Annotated in this window: 20 protein-coding genes; 11 read left to right on the forward strand and 9 right to left on the reverse strand. The window is 48.7% G+C overall.

Annotated elements, in window-relative coordinates; all coding sequences use genetic code 11:
- Positions 1–141: 141 nt before the first annotated feature.
- Positions 142–555 (forward strand): hypothetical protein, encoded by a 414-nt coding sequence (locus tag ACLHV9_RS18980; RefSeq protein WP_048271962.1) that lies wholly within the window; start codon positions 142–144, stop codon positions 553–555.
- On the opposite strand, the gene ACLHV9_RS18985 is transcribed toward ACLHV9_RS18980, so the two are convergent.
- The gene (locus ACLHV9_RS18985) at positions 550–798 is read right to left on the reverse strand and encodes a hypothetical protein (protein WP_048271963.1); all 249 of its coding nucleotides are present in this window, start codon (positions 796–798) and stop codon (positions 550–552) included. The genes ACLHV9_RS18980 and ACLHV9_RS18985 overlap by 6 nt on opposite strands.
- Positions 799–988: 190 nt before the next feature.
- Here ACLHV9_RS18985 and ACLHV9_RS18990 point away from each other — a divergent pair, with 190 nt between their 5' ends.
- On the forward strand, positions 989–1354 hold the full coding sequence (locus tag ACLHV9_RS18990; protein ID WP_410397560.1) for a DNA methyltransferase: 366 nt from the start codon (positions 989–991) through the stop codon (positions 1352–1354).
- Positions 1355–1392: 38 nt separating this feature from the next.
- The gene (locus ACLHV9_RS18995) at positions 1393–2127 is read left to right on the forward strand and encodes a hypothetical protein (protein WP_410397561.1); all 735 of its coding nucleotides are present in this window, start codon (positions 1393–1395) and stop codon (positions 2125–2127) included.
- A gap of 17 nt (positions 2128–2144) precedes the next feature.
- On the opposite strand, the gene ACLHV9_RS19000 is transcribed toward ACLHV9_RS18995, so the two are convergent.
- The 4 genes from ACLHV9_RS19000 to ACLHV9_RS19015 form a co-directional block, all read right to left on the reverse strand.
- A complete protein-coding gene (locus ACLHV9_RS19000; protein WP_032410495.1) occupies positions 2145–3098 on the reverse strand; it encodes a hypothetical protein in 954 nt (317 codons plus the stop codon).
- Positions 3095–4219: a DUF3696 domain-containing protein gene (locus tag ACLHV9_RS19005; RefSeq protein ID WP_048271965.1), complete on the reverse strand. Its 1125-nt coding sequence runs from the start codon at positions 4217–4219 to the stop codon at positions 3095–3097. The genes ACLHV9_RS19000 and ACLHV9_RS19005 overlap by 4 nt, the downstream gene beginning before the upstream one ends.
- A complete protein-coding gene (locus ACLHV9_RS19010; protein WP_053065904.1) occupies positions 4212–5255 on the reverse strand; it encodes a DUF262 domain-containing protein in 1044 nt (347 codons plus the stop codon). The genes ACLHV9_RS19005 and ACLHV9_RS19010 overlap by 8 nt, the downstream gene beginning before the upstream one ends.
- Before the next feature lie 562 nt (positions 5256–5817).
- Complete coding sequence (locus ACLHV9_RS19015; protein WP_410397562.1) at positions 5818–6510, reverse strand: hypothetical protein; 693 nt, start codon at positions 6508–6510, stop codon at positions 5818–5820.
- 53 nt (positions 6511–6563) lie between these two features.
- On the opposite strand from ACLHV9_RS19015, the gene ACLHV9_RS19020 reads away from it, so the two are divergent.
- Entirely contained in the window at positions 6564–7544 is a 981-nt protein-coding gene (locus ACLHV9_RS19020; RefSeq protein ID WP_407220155.1) for an IS5-like element ISKpn26 family transposase, read from the forward strand.
- Entirely contained in the window at positions 7526–7723 is a 198-nt protein-coding gene (locus ACLHV9_RS19025; RefSeq protein WP_407220972.1) for a hypothetical protein, read from the forward strand. The genes ACLHV9_RS19020 and ACLHV9_RS19025 overlap by 19 nt, the downstream gene beginning before the upstream one ends.
- On the opposite strand, the gene ACLHV9_RS19030 is transcribed toward ACLHV9_RS19025, so the two are convergent.
- Positions 7645–8241, reverse strand: coding sequence for a hypothetical protein (locus ACLHV9_RS19030; protein WP_407220973.1), 597 nt, complete (start codon positions 8239–8241; stop codon positions 7645–7647). The two genes, ACLHV9_RS19025 and ACLHV9_RS19030, sit on opposite strands and share 79 nt — an antisense overlap.
- Positions 8242–9049: 808 nt before the next feature.
- On the opposite strand from ACLHV9_RS19030, the gene ACLHV9_RS19035 reads away from it, so the two are divergent.
- From ACLHV9_RS19035 to ACLHV9_RS19055, 5 genes are all read left to right on the forward strand, one after another.
- Entirely contained in the window at positions 9050–9448 is a 399-nt protein-coding gene (locus ACLHV9_RS19035; RefSeq protein ID WP_048272234.1) for a hypothetical protein, read from the forward strand.
- 130 nt (positions 9449–9578) lie between these two features.
- Positions 9579–10699 (forward strand): IS3 family transposase gene (locus ACLHV9_RS19040; RefSeq protein ID WP_134708787.1). Its coding sequence is split into 2 segments (ribosomal slippage): positions 9579–9837 and positions 9837–10699, totalling 1122 coding nucleotides; the frame shifts between segments, so codons are not numbered across the junction.
- Between the two features lie 552 nt (positions 10700–11251).
- Complete coding sequence (locus tag ACLHV9_RS19045; RefSeq protein WP_008502540.1) at positions 11252–11608, forward strand: hypothetical protein; 357 nt, start codon at positions 11252–11254, stop codon at positions 11606–11608.
- An 87-nt stretch (positions 11609–11695) separates the two neighbouring features.
- Positions 11696–12046: a cupin domain-containing protein gene (locus ACLHV9_RS19050; protein ID WP_407220974.1), complete on the forward strand. Its 351-nt coding sequence runs from the start codon at positions 11696–11698 to the stop codon at positions 12044–12046.
- A 61-nt stretch (positions 12047–12107) separates the two neighbouring features.
- Positions 12108–12665, forward strand: a complete 558-nt coding sequence (locus ACLHV9_RS19055; protein ID WP_407220975.1) for a YceI family protein — start codon at positions 12108–12110, stop codon at positions 12663–12665.
- Here the strand turns inward: ACLHV9_RS19055 and ACLHV9_RS19060 are convergent.
- The 3 genes from ACLHV9_RS19060 to ACLHV9_RS19070 are packed head-to-tail and all read right to left on the reverse strand — an operon-like array spanning position 12657 to position 14510.
- Complete coding sequence (locus ACLHV9_RS19060; RefSeq protein WP_407220976.1) at positions 12657–13448, reverse strand: anti-sigma factor family protein; 792 nt, start codon at positions 13446–13448, stop codon at positions 12657–12659. The genes ACLHV9_RS19055 and ACLHV9_RS19060 overlap by 9 nt on opposite strands.
- On the reverse strand, positions 13445–13975 hold the full coding sequence (locus ACLHV9_RS19065) for a sigma-70 family RNA polymerase sigma factor (RefSeq protein ID WP_407220977.1): 531 nt from the start codon (positions 13973–13975) through the stop codon (positions 13445–13447). Before ACLHV9_RS19065 ends, ACLHV9_RS19060 begins: the two co-directional genes overlap by 4 nt.
- A 7-nt stretch (positions 13976–13982) precedes the next feature.
- The gene (locus tag ACLHV9_RS19070; protein ID WP_028016767.1) at positions 13983–14510 is read right to left on the reverse strand and encodes a tetratricopeptide repeat protein; all 528 of its coding nucleotides are present in this window, start codon (positions 14508–14510) and stop codon (positions 13983–13985) included.
- 757 nt (positions 14511–15267) lie between these two features.
- Here ACLHV9_RS19070 and ACLHV9_RS19075 point away from each other — a divergent pair.
- Entirely contained in the window at positions 15268–25389 is a 10122-nt protein-coding gene (locus ACLHV9_RS19075; RefSeq protein WP_407220978.1) for a BapA/Bap/LapF family large adhesin, read from the forward strand.
- Positions 25390–25403: the final 14 nt, after the last annotated feature.

Below are 25403 nucleotides of genomic sequence, written 5' to 3' on the forward strand. Positions count from 1 at the left end.
CGCAAAAAATGCATAATGAGAAATTGATATATTTTTTAAAAATTTAAGCATACAACTAAATAATTTAGCATGTGTGTCATAATAGTTAAATTATCAATTTATCAGTTTTATGCCATATAAAAAACTAAAAAGGATATTATTATGTTAATACTGCCAAAGTTATTTATTATAGAAGTTTATGGATTGAAAGATATTTTTGAAAAGGAACCTATTTATATTATTTTTAGAGAGTCAGATGGTGTAATTCTCAGCCATGCCTACGATCTTCAAGGAGCATCTTCGAAACTTAAATCTTTATTAGAGAAAAACAACTACATTCCCGACGACGTTATAAATAATGGGGTAAAAAAAGAACACATGGATGAGATGTTCAGATTTGTTGTTCCTGGATATGCCACTTACTCATCAAAGACAAATAAAGTTAACTTCAAAAGCTTTTATTTACAACAAAAAGGAAATGAAAGCATTGCTTTATTTTTAAAACCTCTGATAGAGAAAGAGTCACTTGCAAATATTATTATCAAAAAAAGCAAAGAAGATAATACACCATCATGACAATTCTATATTAATCAACATTCTTTCTTTTTGTAATAACTCTTCCGCTTTGAATTGGAATACAACTAATTTCCCTTTCTCTAAAGGGAAATTAGAACTCCCTTCATACAAATAAAAGCCAACAAACCCATTCAAATGTTGTATCTTCAATTTATAAATTGTTTTGTCTTTACTTACCTGAAGTGTTTTTCTACACTCATCAATATATCCTGAACCAAACCAAAGATTATCATTAATTTCCATAAAACCTCCCATTTATTTTTATAATAATACTTAAATATATATTGTCAACATTAGAACAAATAAAGAATATTTAATAAAAATGCCTACTATATAACACTACAATTAATATTAAAGCATGTTATAGCGGAAAATCATTATATATGGTACAATTGTAGATCTGTTTAACGAAGTTAACATTTTTAAGAAGAATATGAATGCAATTGCCCAAGAACTGTTAGATATCAACAAAAAGATAAGGAGTAATCTTTTCAAATGGAACGGGCAATTTTCCCCTCAGTTCATTGAGGCATTGTTGAAAAACTACTCAAAGACTGGTGATGTCGTTCTTGATCCTTTCTCAGGAAGCGGAACTGTATTGTATGAATCATCAAAACTTAATTTAGCAACAATAGGTTGTGATATTAATCCATCAGCCTGCAAAATCTCCAACATTTATAAACTTAGCAATTTAGAATACTGCAATAGAAAAGTTATTGTCGAAAAATTCTCTTCGTTAATAGAACCTGTCTTACAGGAAATTACAGATGAAAACATTTTTGAATATAGTAAAAAATAATTGATTTAATCGATCTCAAAGATGATTTTTTAAAAATTATGGTTGAAGGATATTTAATCCTATCAGACGTCCATCCTCATAACACATGTAAAAGCAATCTTATCAAACTTTTAGATGACTACATACAAGTTGTCCTAGAATTACCTTACAACAGCAATGAGGTGCAATGTTATCAGGCTGATTGCCGACAATTACCTTTAGCTGAAAACACCGTAAGCCTGGTAATAACTTCACCTCCCTATATAAATGTTTTTAATTATCACCAACAATATCGAAAAAATGTTGAAGCTTTAGGCTATGATGTTCTAAAAATAGCCAAGTCGGAAATTGGATCTAATAGAAAATTTCGTCCAAATAGATTCTACACTGTTTTTCAATATATTTTTGACATATCAAAATGTTTAGAGGAAATTAGTCGAGTCAGCAAGAAAGATGCAAGAATCATTTTCATTGTAGGAAAAGTCTCCAATGTTTTAGGAATGAAAATCAATAACGGTGAGATAGTTAAAGAAATAGCTATCGCGATGGGTTTTACTATCCCTTTCATTCAAGAACGTTCATTCAAAAATAAATTTGGTAAAATAATCACTGAAGAAATAATTAACATTCAAAATACCAAAATTCATACACATACTATTAGTTCTTTAGAGGCTATTGGCAGAGAACATCTGTCAAGAGTTTCGAAGGAAGCAAAAGAAGAACGAATTCAAGAGTTAATCACAAAGGCTATTAAAAATTCAGAGAACATTCCTTTGTCTCCAATTTTTGAATAATTAATATCAATATTAACTTAATTGAAACGTACAGTGCGTAAGTGATTCCCTAAGTATGCCAAGAAGATCTTACGCTCATCAGAAATACCACCAATATAGCCTCTAATACTATCCGTTATATTAAAATGGAGCCTATATTGTTGTGATGCTCCAACATGATTCCTAAACATTCTCTCATCTCCATATTGTTGCATAGTTGAGTTAGATTCATCTTTGAGCATTACACCTTTCTCGATTATATGGGAACGCCTTATTTCACCAACCCTCCAATTATTAACACAATAATCATGAAGACATAAAGTAATTTCATAAATTTTATTTAATATACCTAAATTACTTCCTGTTCTCAGTATAAAATCAATTGCACATTGGGATAAAATAACTGAACTACAATCACTTTCAAGTCGTTCCAAAAGTTGCTCAGGAGTTAAAATATCATCATTTTCAATTAATTCGACAACCCAAGAATCTTTGTAATTTTCTGTCTCTAACTCTCCAAGATTTAGAACTTCGACAGCCGATGAACTCCACTCACCGTTGTTATCTAATTCTTTTTTTAACATCTCTATATTGAATTTATCCCATTCATCCGATGAAGGGATTGAGAAGAGAGCATGATTTAGCGAGTAAGCGTATGCTCCCCCAATAGATTGATCTTCATTGAAAAATAATTCATGCTCCAAAGCCTGTTCTTGCAACTCTTCCAAAAAAGGAGTTTCTTGTATTGTCGCTAATAATACGCCTTGATTATCCACTTCAAGGCCAGAGTCATTAATATGGTCAAGAAGAGTTTGTCCATCTTTACATGGTTGCCTTAACACAGAAGAATGATATGCAATTTTTAGTTTTTGGTCATTCCTAAGTAGTTTATTAAACGATACAATTCTGTTGAAATATTTTTTTACACACGTAGACTTATCTAAGTCCAATATCGAAAGCTCATTGAAAGGAAATATACTATCTTTGTTCATTGTTGAGCCCTTAAAATATGATTCAGTGATTTAGTCCATTCATCAAAAAAGCCATTAGGCCAAAAATCAAATTTTGCATTCTCATCCAATTTTGGCGATAGAATGTTTGTATGAGAGGATATATCATTTTCAGAATCTACCATCTCAAAGAAATAAAAATTAACATCATTTGGAACAATAAATCCAGTAACTACCGATTTCCTAATTCCGTTGATTACGTGATCACTATGAGTTTCGACTATGACCTGAACACCATCACTTGCTGTCTTAGAAAATAACTCACCTAATTTTGACTGTCCTTGCGGGTGTAGATGAGCTTCAGGAGTATCAATAATTAACAAATCTCCTTTTTCAGCTTTCAAACATTGTACAATTACGGGTAGCACGTAACTAATTCCAAAACCAACATTTGTGCTTCTATAATTATTAGAGATTCCTAATTTTCTTTCAAATGAATAATTTAAACCAACCAAATCTGTCCCATCTATATAGTCGGTATTTAAAGAGATGTTTGGACATATATCTTGCAACCATTTAATGGTATTTTCAATTAAGGTACTATTAACAGCATTTAAGTGAAGCCTTTCATGGATATCAATTGATTGCTTACCAAAAATGTTCAAATAATGATATACAAATTCACCGGATATACCTATATCTCTAAGATTTCTTACTTTATAATCATTTTTTTCCTGTAGAACAGTTGGCCCCATTCTATTTGCTTGCAGATAATGAATATTATCGAAAAAGTTACTAACTTCAATTTTTTCATGTATTCCATTTTCAATCTGCAAATAATCTAAGCCAAACTCTTCTAAATCCAAATCAAAGGAATACAAAAATTCTTTTCTATCAATTTCTAAAACTAACTCTATTTTTTGATCTTCTGCCCCTTCATGGAAAACGTCCTGTACTTTCCCAAGCTGGCAATAATTATTATTTAAATTGATAACATTGTAGTCAGATGACTGATAATCATAATAAGATTTTAGTAGCAACAATGATTGAATAACAGAAGACTTTCCTGAACCATTTATACCAGACAAAACATTCAATTTGGTAAAAGCAAGTTTAGCCGAGTCGAAACTTTTAAAGTTTTTTAATTTATATGAGTTAATCATTTATCAATTCCTGTATTTTAGACATCAACATATTGTGACGTGTTCTCATTGACTCTGGCTTTCGTGAAGAAATTGCAAAATTAAATTTACTATCATCTTGTAGCCTATCGAACAGATCTAAAACTTCGCCTTTTCTTTCAACCAGAAGTTTACGTTGTGTCTTAGTAATGTTCAGTATGACTGCCATCCATGTTTCAAAAATGTTCTTATTAATAGGTTTCTTTCTTTGAGGTTGAGATGATTTTTTCCTAAAAACCATATCTCCAAAAATTTTGATTAAATCATTGATGGAATTTTTGAATTTAGCTTTAACCTTATTGATTTCATCTTCATCAAGTTCATTTATTTTTTTCATTGCTTCATCAAGATAATCTTCGATTTTCATTTCGAAAATAGCATCTACGTCTAAAAGTAGATAACCTAATGCTCTAAGAACCAAAGCATTGAGTTCCATTCTGTCATTATCTGTTCCCCAAAACTCGGAGATAATCCTCCAATCGGCTAACTCATTCAATAAAATAGTAGGTTTTCCATCATTCAAAGCATGTCTGATTTCTTGAGGTGTTAAAGGTGTCCCACCAGTATTAATTCTTTTAAAAATGTTGAACTTAACATTATCTGGAGTTCCTTGATTTATAAAAACAATGGTAACTTCAGTTTCCTCAATTCGTCTAATAAATGATCTTGGGAGTTCATCATATGAAAGGCCTTCAAAAGAGGTTGTATATTCAAGACCACTTAACCTGAGAGTTTTGTCAACTAAAAACTCTTTTAGTGCAGTAATCCTTTGAAGACCATCGATTATTTTCCATTGATCTTCGTCAGTAGCATCAATGTAAAATACAGGGATAGGGATTCTAACCAATAATGATTCAATCAAACGACTTTTATTATCGTTATTCCAAACACTCTTACGTTGGTATGTAGGCGTCAATATTTCATTGTGTCTTACACGGCTCATAAGGGTATAAATAGACTGGACTTTTGAATCCATCCTTATCTTTGAAGGGTCGAACGGTGCAATTATTTCATCCATTTCTTAGCCCACAATGGAAAAATTTATATAAGCAATTATATCACAAATGTATGTTGCGTAAAATAAAAGTTTAGTTGTTATCAAACTATAAGCAAGGGCTAACTCAGAGAAGCTTGGCTTCTCTAGTTGCCTTGTTTTTCGCTCTATGATTGAAAAAAATACCACACCTAATTGCGCAGCAAAAAATGTTAAGATAATCATAATAGAAGACGTGGGCATAGCAATAGAAAATTCCCAAAAATTTATATGGATTAATAAACTCCGTACGCCAAATATCAACGAAGCCTATAATTAGGTTTCGTTTATTAAGATAAAGCCACCATCTAATCTATATTAGATATTAATGGCAGCCGAATATAGATACTGTGTAAAGGAATCTTAAATGGTATGTAGAATTAGTATTTTTATGTATGAATGTTCGCAAAAAAAATAAAGAACTTTATATCTTGCAGAAAAAAAATTCGTCATTGAAGAATCCCCTATTATTATTTTACAACTTCAATAAATATTCTCGAACGAGTATATATTTAGAATATACTATAGTTTCACAATAAAGACGCCATTATGTTAAATCAATGAATCTCTTGTTAGGGACATGATCGAGAAAATTACTATTGAATCGTGAGTTTCTATTCTCGGCAATTAAAAATACCGGCTGCATAGTAAAGTATGGGAATTCTTTTTGCTCTTCGATATTTATATTAGTAACAAAAACTAGATTCGTTAAGTGATTTTTTTCAAAGATCTTGGAAATACTTTTTTTGAATTCTTTTTGATTAACACTGTCTTTGAGAATGAAACCATTTGTGAAATGAACGAATATCGAAGCTGGTTTATCTTTTTTTAACTGTCTTTTAGCTGCTTCCTTACATGTTTTTTCAAATTTTTTAAGATACCCCTCTGTTAATTCAGAAGTTACCCTTAAATGAACACGACTATTACATCCTTCCGGTTGCGAGGTACAGGCGACAAGTTCGATAGTCTGACTCTTCAATTGCACATCCTGAAAAACGAACTCATCTTGAATATTTTTCAAATCTTTAAATTTTTCGATATATATCTCAAATTGATCGTTTTTTTGGGAACTACCATTATCGAGTGCCTTCGCTATTTTTTCAACAAAGTCATTAAGACTTTCGTCATCTCGTCCAATATTTGAATTTACGTTGATAGTTATTGAGCATAACATATTCAACGGCTCATTTAATAAATTGGTTAATTTTGATTGATGACTGACTAAGGAAGGTGCGAACAAGTTCCTGATATGAGATCATCATATTCATCCGGAGCGCATCCCAGAGGGACATCATGAGCCATCAACTCACCTTCGCCGATAGTGAATTCAGCACTAAGCGCCGTCAGACCCGAAAAGAGATTTTCCTCTCCCGCATGGAGCAGATTCTGCCATGGCAGAATATGACCGCTGTCATCGAGCCGTTTTATCCCAAGGCGGGCAATGGCCGACGGCCCTATCCGCTGGAGACCATGCTGCGTATTCACTGCATGCAGCATTGGTACAACCTGAGCGACGGTGCCATGGAAGATGCCCTGTACGAAATCGCCTCCATGCGCCTGTTTGCCCGATTATCCCTGGATAGCGCCCTGCCGGATCGCACCACCATCATGAATTTCCGCCACCTGCTCGAGCAGCATCAACTGGCCCGTCAATTGTTCAAGACCATCAATCGCTGGCTGGCCGAAGCAGGCGTCATGATGACCCAAGGCACTTTGGTGGATGCCACCATCATTGAGGCACCCAACTCTACCAAGAACAAAGAGCAGCAACGCGATCCGGAGATGCATCAGACCAAGAAAGGCAATCAGTGGCACTTTGGCATGAAGGCCCACATTGGTGTCGATGCCAAGAGTGGCCTGACCCACAGCCTGGTCACCACCGCGGCCAACGAGCATGACCTCAATCAGCTGGGTAATCTGCTTCATGGAGAGGAGCAATTTGTCTCAGCCGATGCCGGCTACCAGGGAGCGCCACAGCGCGAGGAGCTGGCCGAGGTGGATGTGGACTGGCTGATCGCCGAGCGTCCCGGCAAGGTAAAAACCTTGAAGCAGCATCCGCGCAAGAACAAAACGGCCATCAACATCGAATACATGAAAGCCAGCATCCGTGCCAGGGTGGAGCACCCGTTTCGCATCATCAAGCGGCAGTTCGGCTTCGTGAAAGCCAGATACAAGGGGCTGCTGAAAAACGATAACCAACTGGCGATGTTATTCACCCTGGCCAACCTGTTTCGGGTGGACCAAATGATACGTCAGTGGGAGAGATCTCAGTAAAAACCGGAAATAACGCCAGAAATGGTGGAAAAAATAGCCTAAATAGGCTGATTCGATGTGTTTGCGGGAAAAAAATCGGCCCAGATCCGCGAAATTTTAATCAGCGAGTCAGCTTGGGAAGAAATGACCTGCTTATTCGCACCTTCCCTAACACCTTTTCCCTTATAGAATTAGCCTGACCTGCAGTGATATAAAGCCCACGTTCATAAGAAAAAGACTTGCATTCCACCTGTGTTTTTATATTGAAGTTGTCAATAACAAGGTAATCAAAGTTATCGCTTGAGGGGGAATAATCCATACACTCAACTACATTCCCAGCTCTTTTAAGAAAAATATAAGAAAATATCTCAAATTGAATCGCTCGCATTGCATCTGCTTCAATAAATGCTGCTCTAAATTTAGCTTTTAACTTTTCTTTATTTTTTGTTTCCTTCACCTCATTTAAAAGGAACAAAAAGTTATAACTGTAAAATATGGCTTCCGAAATAATATTTCTGAGGTACATATCTTCAGTATTTCGAAGATCCGAGTCAAACAAATACAATCCATAAGTTATAGATTTATCACCCAACACATTAATCTTATCTCCTTTTTTTTCGATTAATTGAGATATATGTGTAATCCAAGGTTTGTCTGGAAACTCAGTGATTAATTGAACATATATCATTTCATAATAATTTTTTTTTGAAGTATTCATATACTTATCCTTTTTGATTAATAGATAGACCATTAAATCTTTATTTTATAATCTCTACACATCTATCTGGAGTGATAGAAGTAATTTTATTTTCCCATATTAAAAAAACATGCTGAAATAATATTTGTTAGCTCCTATTTTCCATTATTTGATACAGATACAACAATAGATAGCTAAAAATTTATTGTATGCTCATCATTCGTAGTATAATCATACCCTTACTAAAAAACAACGATTAAATAATATCAACTTGATATCATTCCATTTTATGTGTTGTGTTGAATGCCATAAATTAAAGCCTAAACATCGAAAACTCAATATATTGAGTCGATTACTAAACAAACCATCTCAAATGAACTAAAAACTTAAACTCTCCTAAAAGAATATAAAAAAGACCAAAAAGCTCATATCGTCAATGTTAAAAAATTACTGAATTGGCATCAAACCTGTGTCAGGTAGTTGAAGTAAAAAGAAGCAAGAGATGATCTTCCATAGATAAAAAAATTGATAGATATGGTAAATCTAAAAATACTCTTTAAGCTTAACAGAAGGCATTCAATTAATTAGCGTTTCATATGATTAAAAAACTTATTGGACTTTCCTTCATTAAGATACTATGCATTTTCATTCATTATTTTAATATCTCAAATACCCCCTTTTCCGAAATTTAAGACACCTCTGCAATCAAAAAAACACTACGTTATTGACAAACAATAATAATAGTATAGTAATAAATCATCAATTCCAGATCTGAAAAGGAGTTCATATGGAAAAAAAACTATCGATACAACGCATTCCCAAAAGCAATATGCCTGTAATAAAACAATCTTCAAAACTGCCTGATCTAATACTACAAACTCTTAGAACGCATTGTGTCAGTGTCCGTCTTAATAACGCAGAATTAAGCAAGCTAAATACATTGAGAGGAGATTATGCAAAAGGCGAATGGCTACGTACTGCTTCGTTACAGAAGCTCCCGACGATTGTGCCTCCGATTAATATTGAAGCATGGAAAACTCTGGGTGAGATCAATCAGAAGCTAAACCGCATTGCTCTTCATATCGATAGTAAGAGTAAAGATAGCCAGCTTACTCATACAGAGCTTTTCGCTGTGAAGCGACAACTGCAAGAGCTTCGCCAGCACCTACTAAATGCTGACATATGGAGCAAACCCTATGAAGGGAATGCAGAAGATCAAAAGGGGTAAGAGCTTCGCTGGTGTTGTTCAATATGCATTGAAGCCAGGTTCACATCATAAAAGTGATCTGACCTGCTCCCTGTTGATTAATACACCCCGATGTTAGTAATGTCTTCATAAGCCACATGAGGACATCCCCATGAAGAAGCGTTTTTCCGACGAACAGATCATCAGTATTCTTCGCGAAGCGGAAGCCGGAGTTTCTGCCCGTGAGCTCTGCCGTAAGCACGCCATTTCCGATGCCACTTTCTACACCTGGCGCAAGAAGTTTGGTGGCATGGAAGTTCCTGAGGTGAAGCGGCTTAAATCTCTTGAAGAGGAGAACGCCCGCCTCAAGAAGCTACTTGCCGAAGCCATGCTGGATAAGGAGGCACTTCAGGTGGCTCTGGGGCGAAAGTACTGACGACAGACCAGAAGCGGGAAGCCGTTGAGTTTATGTGTGATGCGACCGGTCTGTCGCAACGTCGTGCCTGCAGGCTTACAGGTTTGTCCCTGTCGACCTGCCGCTACGAGGCTCAGCGTCCGGCAGCTGATGCGCATTTATCAGGGCGCATCACTGAGCTGGCACTGGAGCGCAGGCGTTTTGGCTACCGCCGCATCTGGCAGCTGCTGCGTCGGGAGGGCCTTCACGTCAATCACAAGCGGGTATACCGTATTTACCACCTTAATGGACTGAGCGTAAAACGCAGACGACGCCGTAAAGGGCTGGCAACCGAACGGTTTCCGCTTCTGCGCCCGGATGCGCCGAACCTGACATGGTCGATGGATTTCGTTATGGACGCACTGGCCAACGGTCGGAGGATCAAGTGCCTGACCTGTGTGGATGATTTCACGAAGGAGTGTCTGACAATCACCGCTGCTTTCGGTATTTCAGGCGTTCAGGTCACGCGTATTCTGGACAGCATCGCGCTGTTTAGGGGCTATCCGGCGACAATAAGAACCGATCAGGGCCCGGAATTTGCCTGCCGCGCGCTCGATCAATGGGCCTTTGAGCATGGTGTGGAACTCCGGCTTATCCAGCCAGGTAAGCCAACGCAGAACGGATTTATTGAGAGTTTTAACGGACGCTTTCGCGATGAGTGTCTGAATGAACACTGGTTCAGCGATATTCTTCATGCCCGGAAAACGATTAATGACTGGCGGCAGGATTATAACGAGTGCCGTCCCCATTCATCGCTGGATTACCAGACACCAGCTGAATTCGCAACGGACTGGCGAAACAGGAAATATGAAGAAAAACCAACCGACATTACTAACTGAAGGTTGTATCTAATCCTGGGGGCAGGTCAACGTAAGTTTCTCCTGATGGCTGGCCATGCTCACGCACCGGCACGATTAACGTGCGTGTACAGGGATAACTGGCTCATTCGTCTGTGGATGATAAAAACCTCTGACGAGCCTCGTTTGAGATCGCCTTTTGATTCAGTGCCGAAATACGTGAAACGAGACATCGGGCTGAAAAAATACATGACGCTATCCACCTCGCCGGCCAATTAGCCACTCATATTGACAAACATCAACGATACCGCCCTTCCCCTATGAAAAATTAAAAAGCAAACCCAGCGCTACGGATTAGCCACTCCAACCCGGAAGGAACCCCGATATGTACAGACCCATAACCGTCATAATATTCATTCTCCTGACCCTCGCCGCCCTCGCTGAAATAGGTGTTTTATCCTTTGGATAATCCTCATGCGAAATACTCCACGTCAGGGTACGTTGATCTCATTACAGTTTTTTCCTAAAGCCACCCCGCTTCGTCTGTGCCATGCTGAATCACGCTCATAACCGATAACGTTAAATGAGGATATTATGAAAAAAACAATTATCGCATTATCTGCCGTTCTGCTGGCGTCCCCAGTATTTGCTGCGACCACACATGCAACTGACGATACCGTCGCTGCGGCGAACGCAAACGCCAACGAGGCGAAGCAAAAACTGCACGAAGAGCAGAACAAAGGTGAAGAGCTGAAGCTGAAACAAAAGCATGCTGCGGAAGGTAAAAGCGAGAGCTTTGGCAGCAAGGTCAGCGAAGATTCCCAGAAAGCCTGGCATAAAACCAAAGAAGGTACCGAGAAAGGGTGGGATGCCACTAAAGAAGGTGCTGAGAAGGGCTGGAACAAAACCAAAGAAGGTGCCAGCGAGCTGGAAAAGAAAGTCACTGAATAACCCCTTCGAAAGGCCGCAAACGCGGCCTTTTTTATTCCCACCTACTTTGCTTCCTGAAGACTAAACTTGTCACAGGGGGGCATCATCATGAGCCACAAAGAAATCGCACCAGAAACCCAGGGCGTCACCGTTGAACTACTCTCCATCGTCGATCTGGGCCCGGAGATCGCTGGCATGGACGGGCGACAACTTCGCATGCGCAGGGTGACACTCGCTCCCGGCGCGGTCTTTGGTCCGGTGCATGATCATATCGATCGCCCCGGTACCGTGTTTATCCTGGAGGGGACGATCACCGACTATCGTAACGGGATCGCCACCGATTACGGTCCCGGTGTCGGCTGGCCGGAGGATCACAATACGGTTCACTGGCTGGAAAACCGTGGACAGGTTACCGCCGTCGAAATCTCGGTTGATATCATTAAAAATCCCGACGCATAAATGCCGAATAGATCCCTGGTGTGACGCGTTTACTCCCAGCGCCCCCAAAAGAGATCCTGAGATGCTACGACGCCTGATTATATTGCTTGTTTTGGTCTGCCCGTGGGCGCTAGCCGTCCCGCAGAGCTACATCATCGACACCAATAACACCGCCATTCGGCTATCCTGGCATGCTTTCGGCGGTATCCTTTCCTGGGCGACATTCAGTGGCGTGACGGGTGCCGTGACGCTTAACCCGAGTAACGATGTCGATGACTATATTCACGTCACTATTCCCGTTGCGACCCTGGTGGCCTCAAACAGCCTGCTCACCTGGCAGCTAAAAAGCGATATGTTTTTTGAATCTGAGCGCTATCCGACGATTGAGTTTGTCAGCTCTCGCGTGGTCGCCCAGGGCGCAGGACGATTCAGAGTGTTCGGCACGCTAACCGTGCGAAATATTGCCCGCCCGGTGATTCTGGAAGCCGTTGTGGAAGACCCGCATGCGCAAGCCCTCACGCTGAATGCCACCACAGCGATTTCGCGCGCGTCCTACGGGATGGATAAATTTGCTCTGGTCGTTGACGATCGTATTGCCATCGCTATTGCGATTCAGACGAACACAATCCCCTCATCCTGAGATCAGGCGTTGCAGCTGTTCTGCGTTGCTCTGCAAGTGAGACGGCGGGTTTCGGCCTATCAGGACAAACTGATAGCCCGCATCCTGCCACCACGCCAGGTTCATACTGTGCCGCTGCTCCTGTTGAAGAGAAGCCGTCGTCTTCTCATCAACAGGAGAGATACAGAGCGCCATCGGGCCGTAGTCGGCGTTGATCCAGGCAATCTGCGCGATAGAGGTGGTTTCATAGCGCAGCATGCGCACCATTTTGAGTTCTGCACCCTGCAGAATAAGCTGCGACATCTGCAATTTCATGCCGATATCCTGTGCGGCCCGTTCCAGGCCGCGTTGCAGAACAGGCGGTGCGCTGTCCATATCCAGCAGTGTTTCTACGCTATACAAAGACATGTATTGCGCTTCGAGGTCACGAATATGGGCGTTTTCATCATCAGGGGCGGAGGCTGGCCGCAACAGATACCCCAGCCCGGAACCGACCATCAAAAAACTGACCGACGCAGCAATCAGTGCGCGTCTGCTTACGCCCGCCGGAGAGGAAGAATGTGGTTCGGGAAGTGCCGCCAGACGCGCCTGCATCTTCTCAAGGGGAGCGTCATCCAGCAGGGAAGCAAACGCCCCGGAGTAGTCCTGATTGCTTTTCATTAGCTCAGCGGTTCGCCCGGAGAGGTGTTCATCACTTCTCAGCTGTTCTTCAAAGTGTTGTGCGTCTGCACGGCACATCTCGCCATCTATCCATGCCACGATAGCATCGTCGTTATAAGGCGGTGTAAAACGGTGCGAATTCAAGAGCGCTTCTCCTTTACCGGAGGCATTGCCTCGGCAGACTTCGCAAGCGTTGCCCGCGCCGTCGCCAGTCGGCTCATTACAGTACCAATCGGCACCGCCAGGGTATCCGCTGCCTCCTGATAGGTAAAACCTTCGACATAAACCAAAAAAACCGTGTTGCGCTGGGCTTCAGGTAACGCATTGACGCGCTGCATCACCTTCAGATAATGCAGGCGCGTTTCATCCTGCTCACGAGTGTCTGGTGCCAGAAGTTCGTCGCTGGCGACAAATCCCTGCCCCTGGCGGACATGTCGTGCCCGAAGCTCGGAGATCCAGATGGAGTGCAATATCGCAAACAGCCACCTGTCGATGCGCGTGCCAGGCATATACTGGTTACTCCTTTCGAGCGCACGCACGCAGGTGGACTGAACCAGCTCTTCGGCGATATCCCTGTTGCGCGACAACACCAGCCCATAGCGCCAGAGACGCGCCAGGTGTGCCGCTAACTGTTGACGAACCTCACTGGTAGCGATGGGTTTTCCCTCCACGAGAAACTCAGGATTCCGGCTGTCCGTTGATGGCAGCCTGCAGATCGCGGTACTCCTCGCAGGACTGGCCACATATGCCTGCTATTACCTTCAACTGTTCTTTCGCGAGGTCAGGCCGTCCCTTGACCATCCATGCCTCACCCAGGTATTCACGGGCTTTGGCATAATCCGGGGCGATCGCCAGCGCACGCTGGTAATAACCAATACCCTCATCTGTACGTCCCAGTTTGCGTGTGGCATAACCGCGATAGTTCCACGCTTCAGCCGTATTGCCATTTTTCAGCGAATCAAGGAGATTCAGCGCCGCCTGATACTCCCCTTTCTTAGCAAGATGGTACGCATAGTTGGTTTTGTCCTGATCGCTCAGGCTGCTGCTCTTGTCGGGTACACATTTCTGGGTTGCACTGTCATACACCTGCCCTGATGGGCAGTCAGGCGTTTTGCTCTCGGTACTATTATTGCCCATTGCCAGCGCCAGTGGGGACAGCAGGGTAAAAATCAGTACCGGGATCAAACGAAGAGAGGTCGTGTTCATATAAAGCTCCAGGGTAAGAAGGGGGTGACGTCAGTAAACGCCCGACTCACGATTTTTATTCATTCTCCCCGCGAGTTTTTTGCTGTCCAAAATCATGCTGATGTCGTCGGACTCATGACAATGAATAAGCTTATTTCACCCTTAACTTAATGTTATTGTTTGCGGGTGATAGCAGAATTTTAACTCCGCACAACAATATATTTTATCCTTCAAGCGACATAATATATCTTACATCAAAAATGTTACCCTAACTTAAATGAATATTAAGCACACTTAAACAACCACGTTTTTCATTATATTAAAAACATTCCCTACCAATTATCGCACTGTATAAATCTCATTAAAAACAACATTGCACAGCAAAAAAAATAACCATCAAAAACAAATATTTACATAAATTAAATCATTGGAAACCCCAATATATAAATGCCACGTTATTGTTTCGACCTTTATTTACAAAAGCCAAAGTTGCACAACCCGTGTTTTCTGTCTATATCATTTTTATATCTCAAAAATAATTCCTCTATTAATTACAGGGTTATATAAGACACTAAACACCCATAAAAACGGTTCTGTTTTATAAGTCATTAGATTCGCTCTGATGTTGCCACTCTGAATACTGGCGGGCATCGTGCGCGCTAAAAACAACGGTCAGTGCTGCGTATAACAGCGACTGCGCCGGGGGCGCCCTTTACCTTCTGCAGAGATGGCTCGTCTTACTCGCCGTTCATGACACACCTGCTGGAGTAATAACTAAATGAGCCAAATCTCTGTTATATCGAAACTTACTGGCGTGGAAACGACCACGGAAGGCACACAGGTTACGCTGAGCCATTCCTCTATTGTTGAACTTCATGTAGAGCGGGCCGATGTCTCCCACTTCGCGCGCAGTGGAAACGATCTGCTGGTGACGCTGCATTCCGGCGAGGTGATCACCCTTAAAAATTTCTACGTCACTGACGCGCAGGGAGCAAGCCAGCTGGTTCTGCAGGACAGCAATGGCGCACTATGGTGGATTGAAGACCCTACCGGGGCCGCCTCGTATGAATCCATAGCCTCCACGGACGTGTTGCTTGCCGCATCAGGGAGTGATGCCGGTGGTGCCGCCATCTGGCCATGGGCACTGGGCGGCATTGTCGCAGCAGGTGGCATCGCAGCGGCGGCAAGCGGCAGCGGTGGTGGAGGTGGCGGCAGTGATCATAACAGCAGTACTGACCCCACCACGCCCACTGACCCGACGGACCCGACCGATCCAGCCGACCCGGATACGACGCCGCCGAATGCGCCTTCCAGTCTCCAGTTCTCATCAGACGGTAAAACCGTCACCGGTACCGCAGAACCCGGCAGTACAATCACCCTGAAAGATACTAATGGCAATGTGGTTGGCACAGGTAAAACCGGCAGTGACGGCTCGTTTACCGTCACCCTCGGAACACCGCTGACCAACGGCGAGCAGGTAACAGCCACCGCAACGGACAGCGCCGGGAATACCAGTCAGGGCACAAATGTGACCGCACCGGATCTCACCGCACCTGATGCGCCAACGATCGGCAGCGTGATCGACGATATAGCTCCTCAGACGGGGGCGGTAACCAACGGCGGCAGCACTAACGATCAGCGGCCGCAGCTCACCGGCACCGCCGAACCCGGCTCCACCGTGACGATTTATGACGGCGGTATCGCCATTGGCACGGCGGTCGTCGCCAGCAACGGTACATGGACATTCACCCCGTCAGTCGACCTGAGCGAAAGCACCCACCAGATTACCGTCCGTGCAACCGACGCCGCGGGCAATACCGGACCCGCCTCACCGGTTTTCACCCTCACAGTCGATCTGACGCCTCCGACTACACCGACCGCGATTCTGCTGACCGACGACACGGGGTCTGTCAGAGGAGCTATCACTTCGGGCACGCTGACCGATGCGACGCAGCCGCTCCTGGCAGGAACAGGGGAGCCCGGTGGAACCATCACCATTTACGATAACGGCGTGGTCATTGGCACCACGACGGTGCTCCCCAACGGTACCTGGAGCATCACACCCAATGGACCGCTCCCGGAAGGAACGCACTCCATCACCGTCACTGAAACCGATGCCGCCGGAAACCAGAGCACGGCATCCGCGCCTGTCACCTTCACCGTAGATACCACCCCGCCGTCTGCTCCTGGAAATCTCGTGGTATCAAATGATGGCGGCACCATCAGCGGTACCGCAGAGCCGGGCAGCACGGTGACCATCCGTGAAGGCGGCGCACTCGTTGGCACTCCAGTTGTTGCCGATAGTCAGGGTAACTTTAGCGTGACGCTGAACCCACCGAAGCTCAACGGCGAAATCCTGACCGCTGACGCCACCGACACGGCAGGCAACACCAGTCCAACCACCTCCGCGGCGGCACCGGACATTACCCCGCCGCAGATCCCGATCATCGTATCGGTGATTGATGACGTACAGGCCACCACCGGCCCCGTGGGCCCGAATGGACTGACCAATGACCGGGCCCCAACCATTAACGGTACGGGCGAGGCGGGCTCGACCATTACGATTTCTAACGGCAGCGATGTCCTCGGCACGGTGGTTGTTCCACAATCCGGCCTGTGGAGCTTTACCCCACCTTCACCGCTGGTCGATGGCACTTACGTGCTCACGGCAAAGGCGACGGATCCCGCCGGTAACCAGAGCGGAATATCTGCCTCCTGGACAATTAACGTCGATGGGACGGCACCTGCAGCCCCGGTGATTTCCCAGGTCGTGGACGATGTGCCCGGGGGAATTGTTGGCTCGCTCGGCCAAAATGCCACCACCAATGACACGACCCCAACGCTCAGCGGTACCGCCGAAGCAAACGCAACGGTCACCCTCCGCGTGGACGGTGTGGCTATCGGTACAACCGTTGCCAATGGCCTCGGCGTATGGATCTTTACGCCGTCCTCGCCAATCGGTGAGGGGCCTCACGCTCTGACCGCTGTTGCAACCGACGCGGCAGGTAACTCAAGCGATGTCTCCAACACCTGGACTCTGACGATTGACAGCGTCGCGCCTGCGGCTCCGGTGATTACCCAGGTGATAGATGATGTGCCCGAGCGTCTCGGTGCGCTCAACGCTAACGACAGCACCAACGACACCACGCCGACGCTCAACGGCACCGCTGAACCGGGCTCGAAGGTCACCATCCGTCTGGATGGTGCAGATGTTGACACAGTAGTGGCGGACAGCAACGGTGCGTGGACCTTTACCCCAACCACACCGCTCGGTAACGGCGCGCATACCTTTACCGTCGTCGCAACCGACGCTGCGGGTAACACCAGTCTCGCCTCAGACGGCTTCACCTTTACTGTCGACACCACTCCCCCTCTGGCAGCGACCATCGCCAGCGTGACCGATGACGTCGGCAGTATTAAAGGCCCACTCAGCAACGGGGATACCACGGATGACACCCAGCCGCTGCTGCAAGGTAGTGCCCCTTCTGGAGCAACGATCACCATCTATGACGGCACAACCCTGCTCGGCACCGCTATCCTCGACGGCAATGGTGGCTGGAGTTTTACCCCCATTACCCCACTCACCGATGGTCCACATTCGCTGACCGTTCACGCCACGGATGCCGCAGGTAATACCACCGTCTCCAGTCCGTTTGTACTGACGGTAGATACCGTGGCACCTGCCACACCGGATACCCCGGCCATCACCGTCAACCCTGACGGCGGCGCAGTACAAACGCCGCTGAACCCGGGCGAAATCACTCGCGATACCACGCCAACCCTGAGCGGTACCGGCACGGCGGGCGATACCGTGACCATCTACAATGGCGGCGACAAAATTGGTGATACCGTGGTAGACGGCAACGGTAACTGGAGCTGGACGCCGCCAGACCCGCTGCCCAGTGGAACCTATGACATTACCCTTACCGTCACCAACATGGACGGTACAGGTAATGAGAGCGCACCTTCCCAGCCGGTCACCATCACCATTGATACAGACCCGCCGGCTACGCCTGCGCCACCGATCGTCACCGACAGCGTCACCCAGATAACCGGACCAGTTGCCGATGGCGGAACGACCAACGATCCCCGTCCGGTTCTGAGCGGTACCGGAACGGCAAACGACGTTATCACCATTTATGACAGCGTAAATGGCGGCGCGGCGTCAGTCGTCGGCACCGCCACGGTAGACAGCAACGGCAACTGGAGCTGGCGCCCTGGCAGTAATATCGCTGAGGGGAACCACGAATACACCGCAACCGCCACCGACGAAGCGGGCAACGTCTCTGGCTCCTCGCCGGGGATAACGATCACGGTGGATACCATAGCGCCGGCTACGCCGGTGATTGGTGCCGTGGGCGGCGCGCTGGATGGTGGCTATACCACGGATGCAACACCACTGGTCGGCGGAACCGGCGTCAACGGTGAGACGGTAATCGTCTACAACAACGGCGTGGAGGTAGGACGTGTCGTCGTCGCGAATGGTGAATGGACCCTGACGCTACCGACACAAAACGACGGTCCGCTGCATATCACCGTTGCGGGTGTTGACGCGGCAGGTAACGTTAGCGCCCTTAGCCCGGTCTTTGACGTCACGGTGGATACCACTGCACCTGAAATACCGCTGATAGATGCCATCACCCCCAGCTCTCTTTCAGGCAGCGTGCTCTACACCAATGACGGTACGCCGACCCTCACCGGGACCAGCGAACAGGGAACCACCGTTATTGTCTCCGTCGATGGTACTCCGTCGGGGGTGCCAGTAACCATACAGCCGGATGGCAGCTGGAGCTGGACCGCCGGGAGCACGCTGTCCGACGGCCAGCACACCTTCACCGTTTCTTCCAGCGATCCGGCAGGTAATCTCTCCGGAAATTCAGCACCACTCAGCGTCACCGTGGATACTGTCGCACCGCCAAACCCGAGCAATATGAATCTGGCAACAGAAGGGACACCGCTGACCGGTACCGGTGAGGCGGGAAGCATCATTACCGTGAAAGACGGTAGTGTGGTCATTGGTACCGGCGTTGTTGCAGGCGATGGCAGCTTCTCTATTGCGCTGAGCCCCGCGCAACTGGATCCTGCCACGCTGACCGTAACCGCCACCGATGCCGCAGGTAACAGCAGCCCTGGCGCGACGTTTATCGTCACCGATTCACCGCTCGATTTGCCTCAGGTACCGGTTATTACGGCGATCAACGATGACGTTGCCCCTGTCACCGGCGACGTGAAAGACAAAACCACCAACGACACCACGCCAACGCTTACCGGCACGGCCGAAGCCGGCAGCCTGATTACCATCTACCTGGACGGTAGCGTGACGCCCGTGTCGACGGTCACCGCAGACGGCAGCGGAAACTGGAGCTATACGCCGCCCGCGCTGGACGAAGGGCTGCATACCTTTGAGGTAACCGCGACCCTCAATGGCCTGACAAGCGGTCGCTCTCCGGCCGCCGCCGTAACCGTCGACCTCACTGCGCCAGGTACCCCCACCATTGGCTCGGTACTTGACGATGTGGGTCCCGGCACGGGCCCGCTGACCAACGGTCAGACCACCAACGACAATCAGCCGACGCTGACCGGTACGGGTGCTGTGGGAGACACCATCTCCATCTACAGCAACGGAACGCTGCTGGGCAGCGTAGTGGTTGGCAATACGGGAACCTGGAGCTATACAACGTCGCCCCTGGCGGAGGGGAATAACGTCCTGACCATCCGCGAGACCGATCCGGCCGGGAATCAGAGCGCGCCTTCGGCGGGCTTCACCGTTGTGGTGGATACGGTTTCCACCACGCCGGTCATCACTAATGTTACGGACAACGTTGGCAATACCGCCACTACCGTGATCAGCGGCGACCCCACTAACGACGCCACGCCAACCCTTTCAGGAACCGCAGAAGCAAACAGCGTGGTGACGATTTTCGACGGTGGCACGCAGATTGCCGTGGTTACGGCTGATAGCGCTGGCGCCTGGACCTTCACTCCTGACACCGCGCTCGGCGAAGGCTCGCACAGCTTTACCGTTCGGGCGACCGATCCGCTGGGCAACGTCAGCCAGGTATCAAACACCTGGAGCGTGGTGGTTGACCTGACAGCACCGACGGTTCCCACGCTGGATACGGTGAATGACAACGTCCCGGGCGGCGTCACGGGCGACCTTACCAGTGGGCAGATCACCAACGACAACACGCCGACGATTAGCGGTACCGGACAGACGGGCAGCACCATCCACATCATGAATAACGGTACGCCGATTGGCCTGGCTACCGTTGATGGAAACGGGAACTGGTCCTTTACCCCGAGTACGCCGCTAGTCGATGGCAGCTACGCCCTTCGCGCTTATGCAACGGATGTGGCAGGCAACGCCTCGGCTAATTCCTCGGTCTTCACCTTTACTGTGGATACCACAGGACCCGCTGCGCCAGTGCTTACCAGCGTCATCGACGATGTCGGTCCGGTCACCGGTACGCTCACGACGGGCAGCAGCACCAACGACGCACGCCCGACCATCAACGGCACGGGCGAAGTGGGTGCCACGGTTCATATCATTGTCGACGGCAACGAAGTTGGCACCGCTGTGGTGAATGCTCAGGGCAACTGGACCTTTACCCCAGGTGCCGATTTGAGCGATGGGCCACATGCTATCACCTTCAACGCGACCGACACGGCAGGCAACACTGGCAGCACGACGGCACCGTTTAACCTGACCGTGGATACGGTCGTGCCGTCTGCGCCGGTCATTTCGACCGCGGCAGACAACGTGGGAAGCATACAAACTCCGCTCTCTTCCGGGCAGAGCACCGACGACACCACGCCGACGCTGAACGGCACTGCGACCGCCAACGCCACGGTGACCGTTTATGAAAACGGGCAGCCGGTTGGCACCGCGCAGGCGGACGGAAGCGGCGCGTGGAGCTTTACGCCGTCAACGCCACTGGTCAACGGAAGCCATACCTGGACCGCCACCGTCACCGATGCGGCGGGCAACATCAGCCTGCCTTCACCTGGCTTTACGTTGATTGTTGATACCCTCGCGCCAAACGCGCCGGTTATCAGCCAGGCGATAGACGACGTGGGCACTGTCACCGGCCCGCTCACGTCCGGACAAACCACCGACGATACCGTACCGCGGCTTGTCGGAACCAGCGAACCGTTTGCCACCGTGAAAATCTACGAAGGCACGACGCTTGTCGGAACAGGCACCGCGGATGCCAGCGGCAGCTGGAGCATCCTGCTCACCACCACGTTGACAACCGGTCCGCACAGCTTCACCGCCCAGGCCACGGATGCGGCTGGCAACACCAGCGTATCCTCAACAAGCTTCAGCCTGACAATTGACACCACGCCGCCTGCTCTGCCAGTGCTGACCAGTATCCTGGATGACGTGGGCAATGCGGCGACGCCGGTTGCTAACGGTGGGTTCACCAACGATGCCCAGCCAACTATCACCGGCACGGCGGAAGCCGGATCGACGGTGAAAATCTTTGATAACGGCGTACAGATCGGCAGCGTGACGGCGACCGGCGGGGCGTGGAGCTATACGCCATCTCCGGCGCTGAGCAACGGTGCACACACGCTGACCTTTACCGCCACGGATGCGGTGGGCAACGCCAGCGCGCCAACCGCCGGGTATGTGATTAACGTCGATACCGCTGCGCCAGGTGCGCCGGTCATCAGTTCAGTGATTGATGATGTCGGCAGCGTTACCGGTCCGGTGACCGGTACGAATCCGACCAACGACACGCGTCCAACGCTGACCGGGACTGCCGAAGCGAATGCCACGGTTCGGATCTACGATGGCATCACGCTGGTGGGCACGGTGACCGCCGATGGAAGCGGTAACTGGACCCTGCCGCAAACCACCACCACGCTGACGGAGGGTACGCATAACTTCACCGCCACGGCTACCGATGCGGCGGGCAACACCAGCGTGGCGTCAGCCGTGACGACGATAATCGTCGATACGACCGCCCCCACGGCGCCGACCGGAACCTTCAACGCCGACGGTAGCATCCTGACCGGGAGTGCGGAAGCCGGCAGCACCGTCAGTATCCGCCTTGCGGATGGCTCGACGGTGACCACCATTGCGGGCAGCAACGGTACATACAGCTATACCTTTGTTAACAAACAGATCGAAGGCCAGACGCTGCAGATCACCGCCACCGACGCGGCAGGCAACACCTCGCTGTCTGGTTCGGCTCTTGCACCGGTGCTGCCGCTCTCCGCCAGCAATAACGTCGAAGAGCTGAACCTCAGTACCACGGCAACCGTCACTAATACTCAGTACAGCGATTACGGCTTCCTGCTGGTTGGCGCAGTGGGCAACGTCCTGACGCTGCTGGGGAATGACACCGCCCAGGTGAACTTCACCGTAGTCAGCGGCGGCAGCGCAGATATCGTGGTGAATGCCAACGCTACGGGCGCGGTACTCTCTCTGCTCAACACTCTTGAGCTGGTGGTGCAACACTGGAACGGCAGCACCTGGACCACCGTCGTCGACACCGGACAACCGCAGTTTGCCGATCTGTTGACCCTCGGGGCCACCGGCGTATCACTGAACCTGAGCGGGCTGGCTGACGGCAACTATCGTGTCCTCAGCTATAACACCAACCTGCTGGCAACCGGCTCTTACACCAGTCTGGATGTCGCGGTGAAAGAGACCGGCCCGGGTACGGTCACGGGTGAGACCAGCCTGAACGGGAACGTGATCCTCGATACAGACCCAACCGCTGGCAGCGACAACGCCCCGGCCGGGACCACGGTCTCCGCAGTCACCAACGCGCTGGGTGTCACCACCAGCATTAACGCCGACGGCACCGTGATCCAGGGCAAATACGGTACGCTGACCGTTAACCGCGACGGCAGTTACACCTACAATCTGACCGACACCAGCGCCGCGGTCATTGGCCGGACGGAGAGTTTCACCTACACCATCACCCATAACGGTGCCAGCGCGTCGGCGAACCTGGTGCTGTCCCTGGGTGCCGGTACCGTCGTCAACGGTATTGTGGCGGTGGACGACACTGCCTCGCTGACCTTTGACACTACCGTAAGTGAAATCAATAACGGCGCTTCATCGCAGGGTGGTTTTACGGTGGTGGGGGTGAATCTCGGCAGTACGCTGGGGCTTAACCTGCTGGATGATATGACCAACCCCATCATCTATAACGTGGAGGAAGGCACCACCCGCACCATGACCATTCAGGCCTCCGTGGGTGGCGTAGCCCTGGCATCGGTGTTCGATCTGTATGTCTATAAGTTCAACAACGCGACCCAGACCTTCGAGCAGGTCCGCGTTGAGCCAGGCTGGCTGCGCGCCCCGCTGTTGGGCGGTACCTCGCAGCAATTGACGCTGAACCTGCCCGCCGGGGAGTATCTGTTCCTGCTGAATACCGCATCCGGGATCGCCGTTCTGACAGGCTACACGCTGAGCGTCCTGCAGGATCACGTTTACAGCGTGGCAAGTATCAGTGAAACGACCACGGGCGACGTGCTGGCGAATGACCCTGTGCCGGCAGGCACGGTGGTCACGGAAGTGAACGGCGTGGCGGTCAACAGCAGCGGCCTGACCACCATTCAGGGTGAATACGGCACGCTGACTATTAATTCGTCCGGCCAGTACACCTATACCCTGAGAGCCGGTGTGGGTGCAGACCATATCAGCACGCCTGATACCTTCGTCTACACCGTGACCGCGCCTGACGGCTCGAAGGATACGGCATCGCTTAACATCACCCCAACCGCTCAGGCGATGGATGCGGTCAACGATGTCAGCGCCACGATGGATGTGACGTCAGTGCACCACACAACCGCCTATTCAGATACGACCGTAGGAAGCGCAAGCTGGACCACGCTTGCGCTGCCCTCATCGGGAAGTGGCAGCGGTACCTTTGTGGTGGATCCGAACACCGCCCTGCACAATGCCGTTCTGCATTTCAACGTAGCCTCGCTCCTGTCGCTGGGAGGATTGACGGTTAACTGGACGTTGTCTCTGGACGGAACAACGATCCGTACCGGTTCATTTAACGGCGGAATATTGCTGGGCGGTAATGCGGATGTCCCTTTAACAGGTCTTGACCTGAACGCAGGCACTTACACCCTGAGTTATACCGGTAGCGTGGGTGCACTAGGAATAGGAACCATCACTATCACCCCAAGCGTCACCGGCACCAGCTACTCTCTGTCACAGTTCGACGCGACAGGCACCCACACCGTCAACGGCAATATCTTTGACGGCACCGATTCCGGCGGCGTGATGGACCAGCTGCACTCGGTGGATACCCGCCTGAGCGTGACCGGCTACAACGGCGTGACCACCACGCTGGATCCGTATACCGGCAGCGCCACGGTAAATATCACCGGCCATTACGGCGTCCTGGCGATCGGCGCTGACGGCCATTACACCTATACCCTCAACAGCGGTGTATCGCTCTCATCCATGACGTCGAAGGAGACCTTCAACTACACCCTGACCGACTCTACCGGGAGAACGGACAGCGCCACGCTGACCATCAACATGGCACCGCAGTTCATCAGCTCTGAACATAACGACGTCATCACCGGCACCGCCTACGGCGACACGCTGATTTACCAGGTGCTGAACAATACGGTGGGGAATGCCACAGGTGGGAACGTCAGCAGCACCGTGGGCGACCACTGGACCGGCTTCTCGCTGGCGCAGGGGGACAAAATCGACATCGGCGATCTGCTGGTGGGCTGGAACGGTAGCGCCTCAACGCTCGGAAATTATCTCCATGTCACTAATAGTAATGGCAATACCGTGATCTCCATCGACCGTGATGGTACAGGGAGCACCTACACTAATACTACGCTCGTTACGCTTGATGGCGTTCAGACCACCTACGACGAGCTTGTGAACCAGCAACACATCATTACCTGATAGCACCTGCAAGA

Source organism: Enterobacter sp. CPE_E890, from assembly GCF_046521475.1.
Classification (GTDB): domain Bacteria; phylum Pseudomonadota; class Gammaproteobacteria; order Enterobacterales; family Enterobacteriaceae; genus Enterobacter; species Enterobacter adelaidei.

Bases quoted from the DNA above. Each gene is read 5' to 3' on its own strand.
- ACLHV9_RS18980 (WP_048271962.1), top strand. From the start codon at position 142: ATGTTAATACTGCCAAAGTTATTTATTATAGAAGTTTATGGATTGAAA.
- ACLHV9_RS18985 (WP_048271963.1), bottom strand. From the start codon at position 798: ATGGAAATTAATGATAATCTTTGGTTTGGTTCAGGATATATTGATGAG.
- ACLHV9_RS18990 (WP_410397560.1), top strand. From the start codon at position 989: ATGAATGCAATTGCCCAAGAACTGTTAGATATCAACAAAAAGATAAGG.
- ACLHV9_RS18995 (WP_410397561.1), top strand. From the start codon at position 1,393: ATGGTTGAAGGATATTTAATCCTATCAGACGTCCATCCTCATAACACA.
- ACLHV9_RS19000 (WP_032410495.1), bottom strand. From the start codon at position 3,098: ATGAACAAAGATAGTATATTTCCTTTCAATGAGCTTTCGATATTGGAC.
- ACLHV9_RS19005 (WP_048271965.1), bottom strand. From the start codon at position 4,219: ATGATTAACTCATATAAATTAAAAAACTTTAAAAGTTTCGACTCGGCT.
- ACLHV9_RS19010 (WP_053065904.1), bottom strand. From the start codon at position 5,255: ATGGATGAAATAATTGCACCGTTCGACCCTTCAAAGATAAGGATGGAT.
- ACLHV9_RS19020 (WP_407220155.1), top strand. From the start codon at position 6,564: ATGAGCCATCAACTCACCTTCGCCGATAGTGAATTCAGCACTAAGCGC.
- ACLHV9_RS19030 (WP_407220973.1), bottom strand. From the start codon at position 8,241: ATGAATACTTCAAAAAAAAATTATTATGAAATGATATATGTTCAATTA.
- ACLHV9_RS19035 (WP_048272234.1), top strand. From the start codon at position 9,050: ATGCCTGTAATAAAACAATCTTCAAAACTGCCTGATCTAATACTACAA.
- ACLHV9_RS19045 (WP_008502540.1), top strand. From the start codon at position 11,252: ATGAAAAAAACAATTATCGCATTATCTGCCGTTCTGCTGGCGTCCCCA.
- ACLHV9_RS19050 (WP_407220974.1), top strand. From the start codon at position 11,696: ATGAGCCACAAAGAAATCGCACCAGAAACCCAGGGCGTCACCGTTGAA.
- ACLHV9_RS19055 (WP_407220975.1), top strand. From the start codon at position 12,108: ATGCTACGACGCCTGATTATATTGCTTGTTTTGGTCTGCCCGTGGGCG.
- ACLHV9_RS19070 (WP_028016767.1), bottom strand. From the start codon at position 14,510: ATGAACACGACCTCTCTTCGTTTGATCCCGGTACTGATTTTTACCCTG.
- ACLHV9_RS19075 (WP_407220978.1), top strand. From the start codon at position 15,268: ATGAGCCAAATCTCTGTTATATCGAAACTTACTGGCGTGGAAACGACC.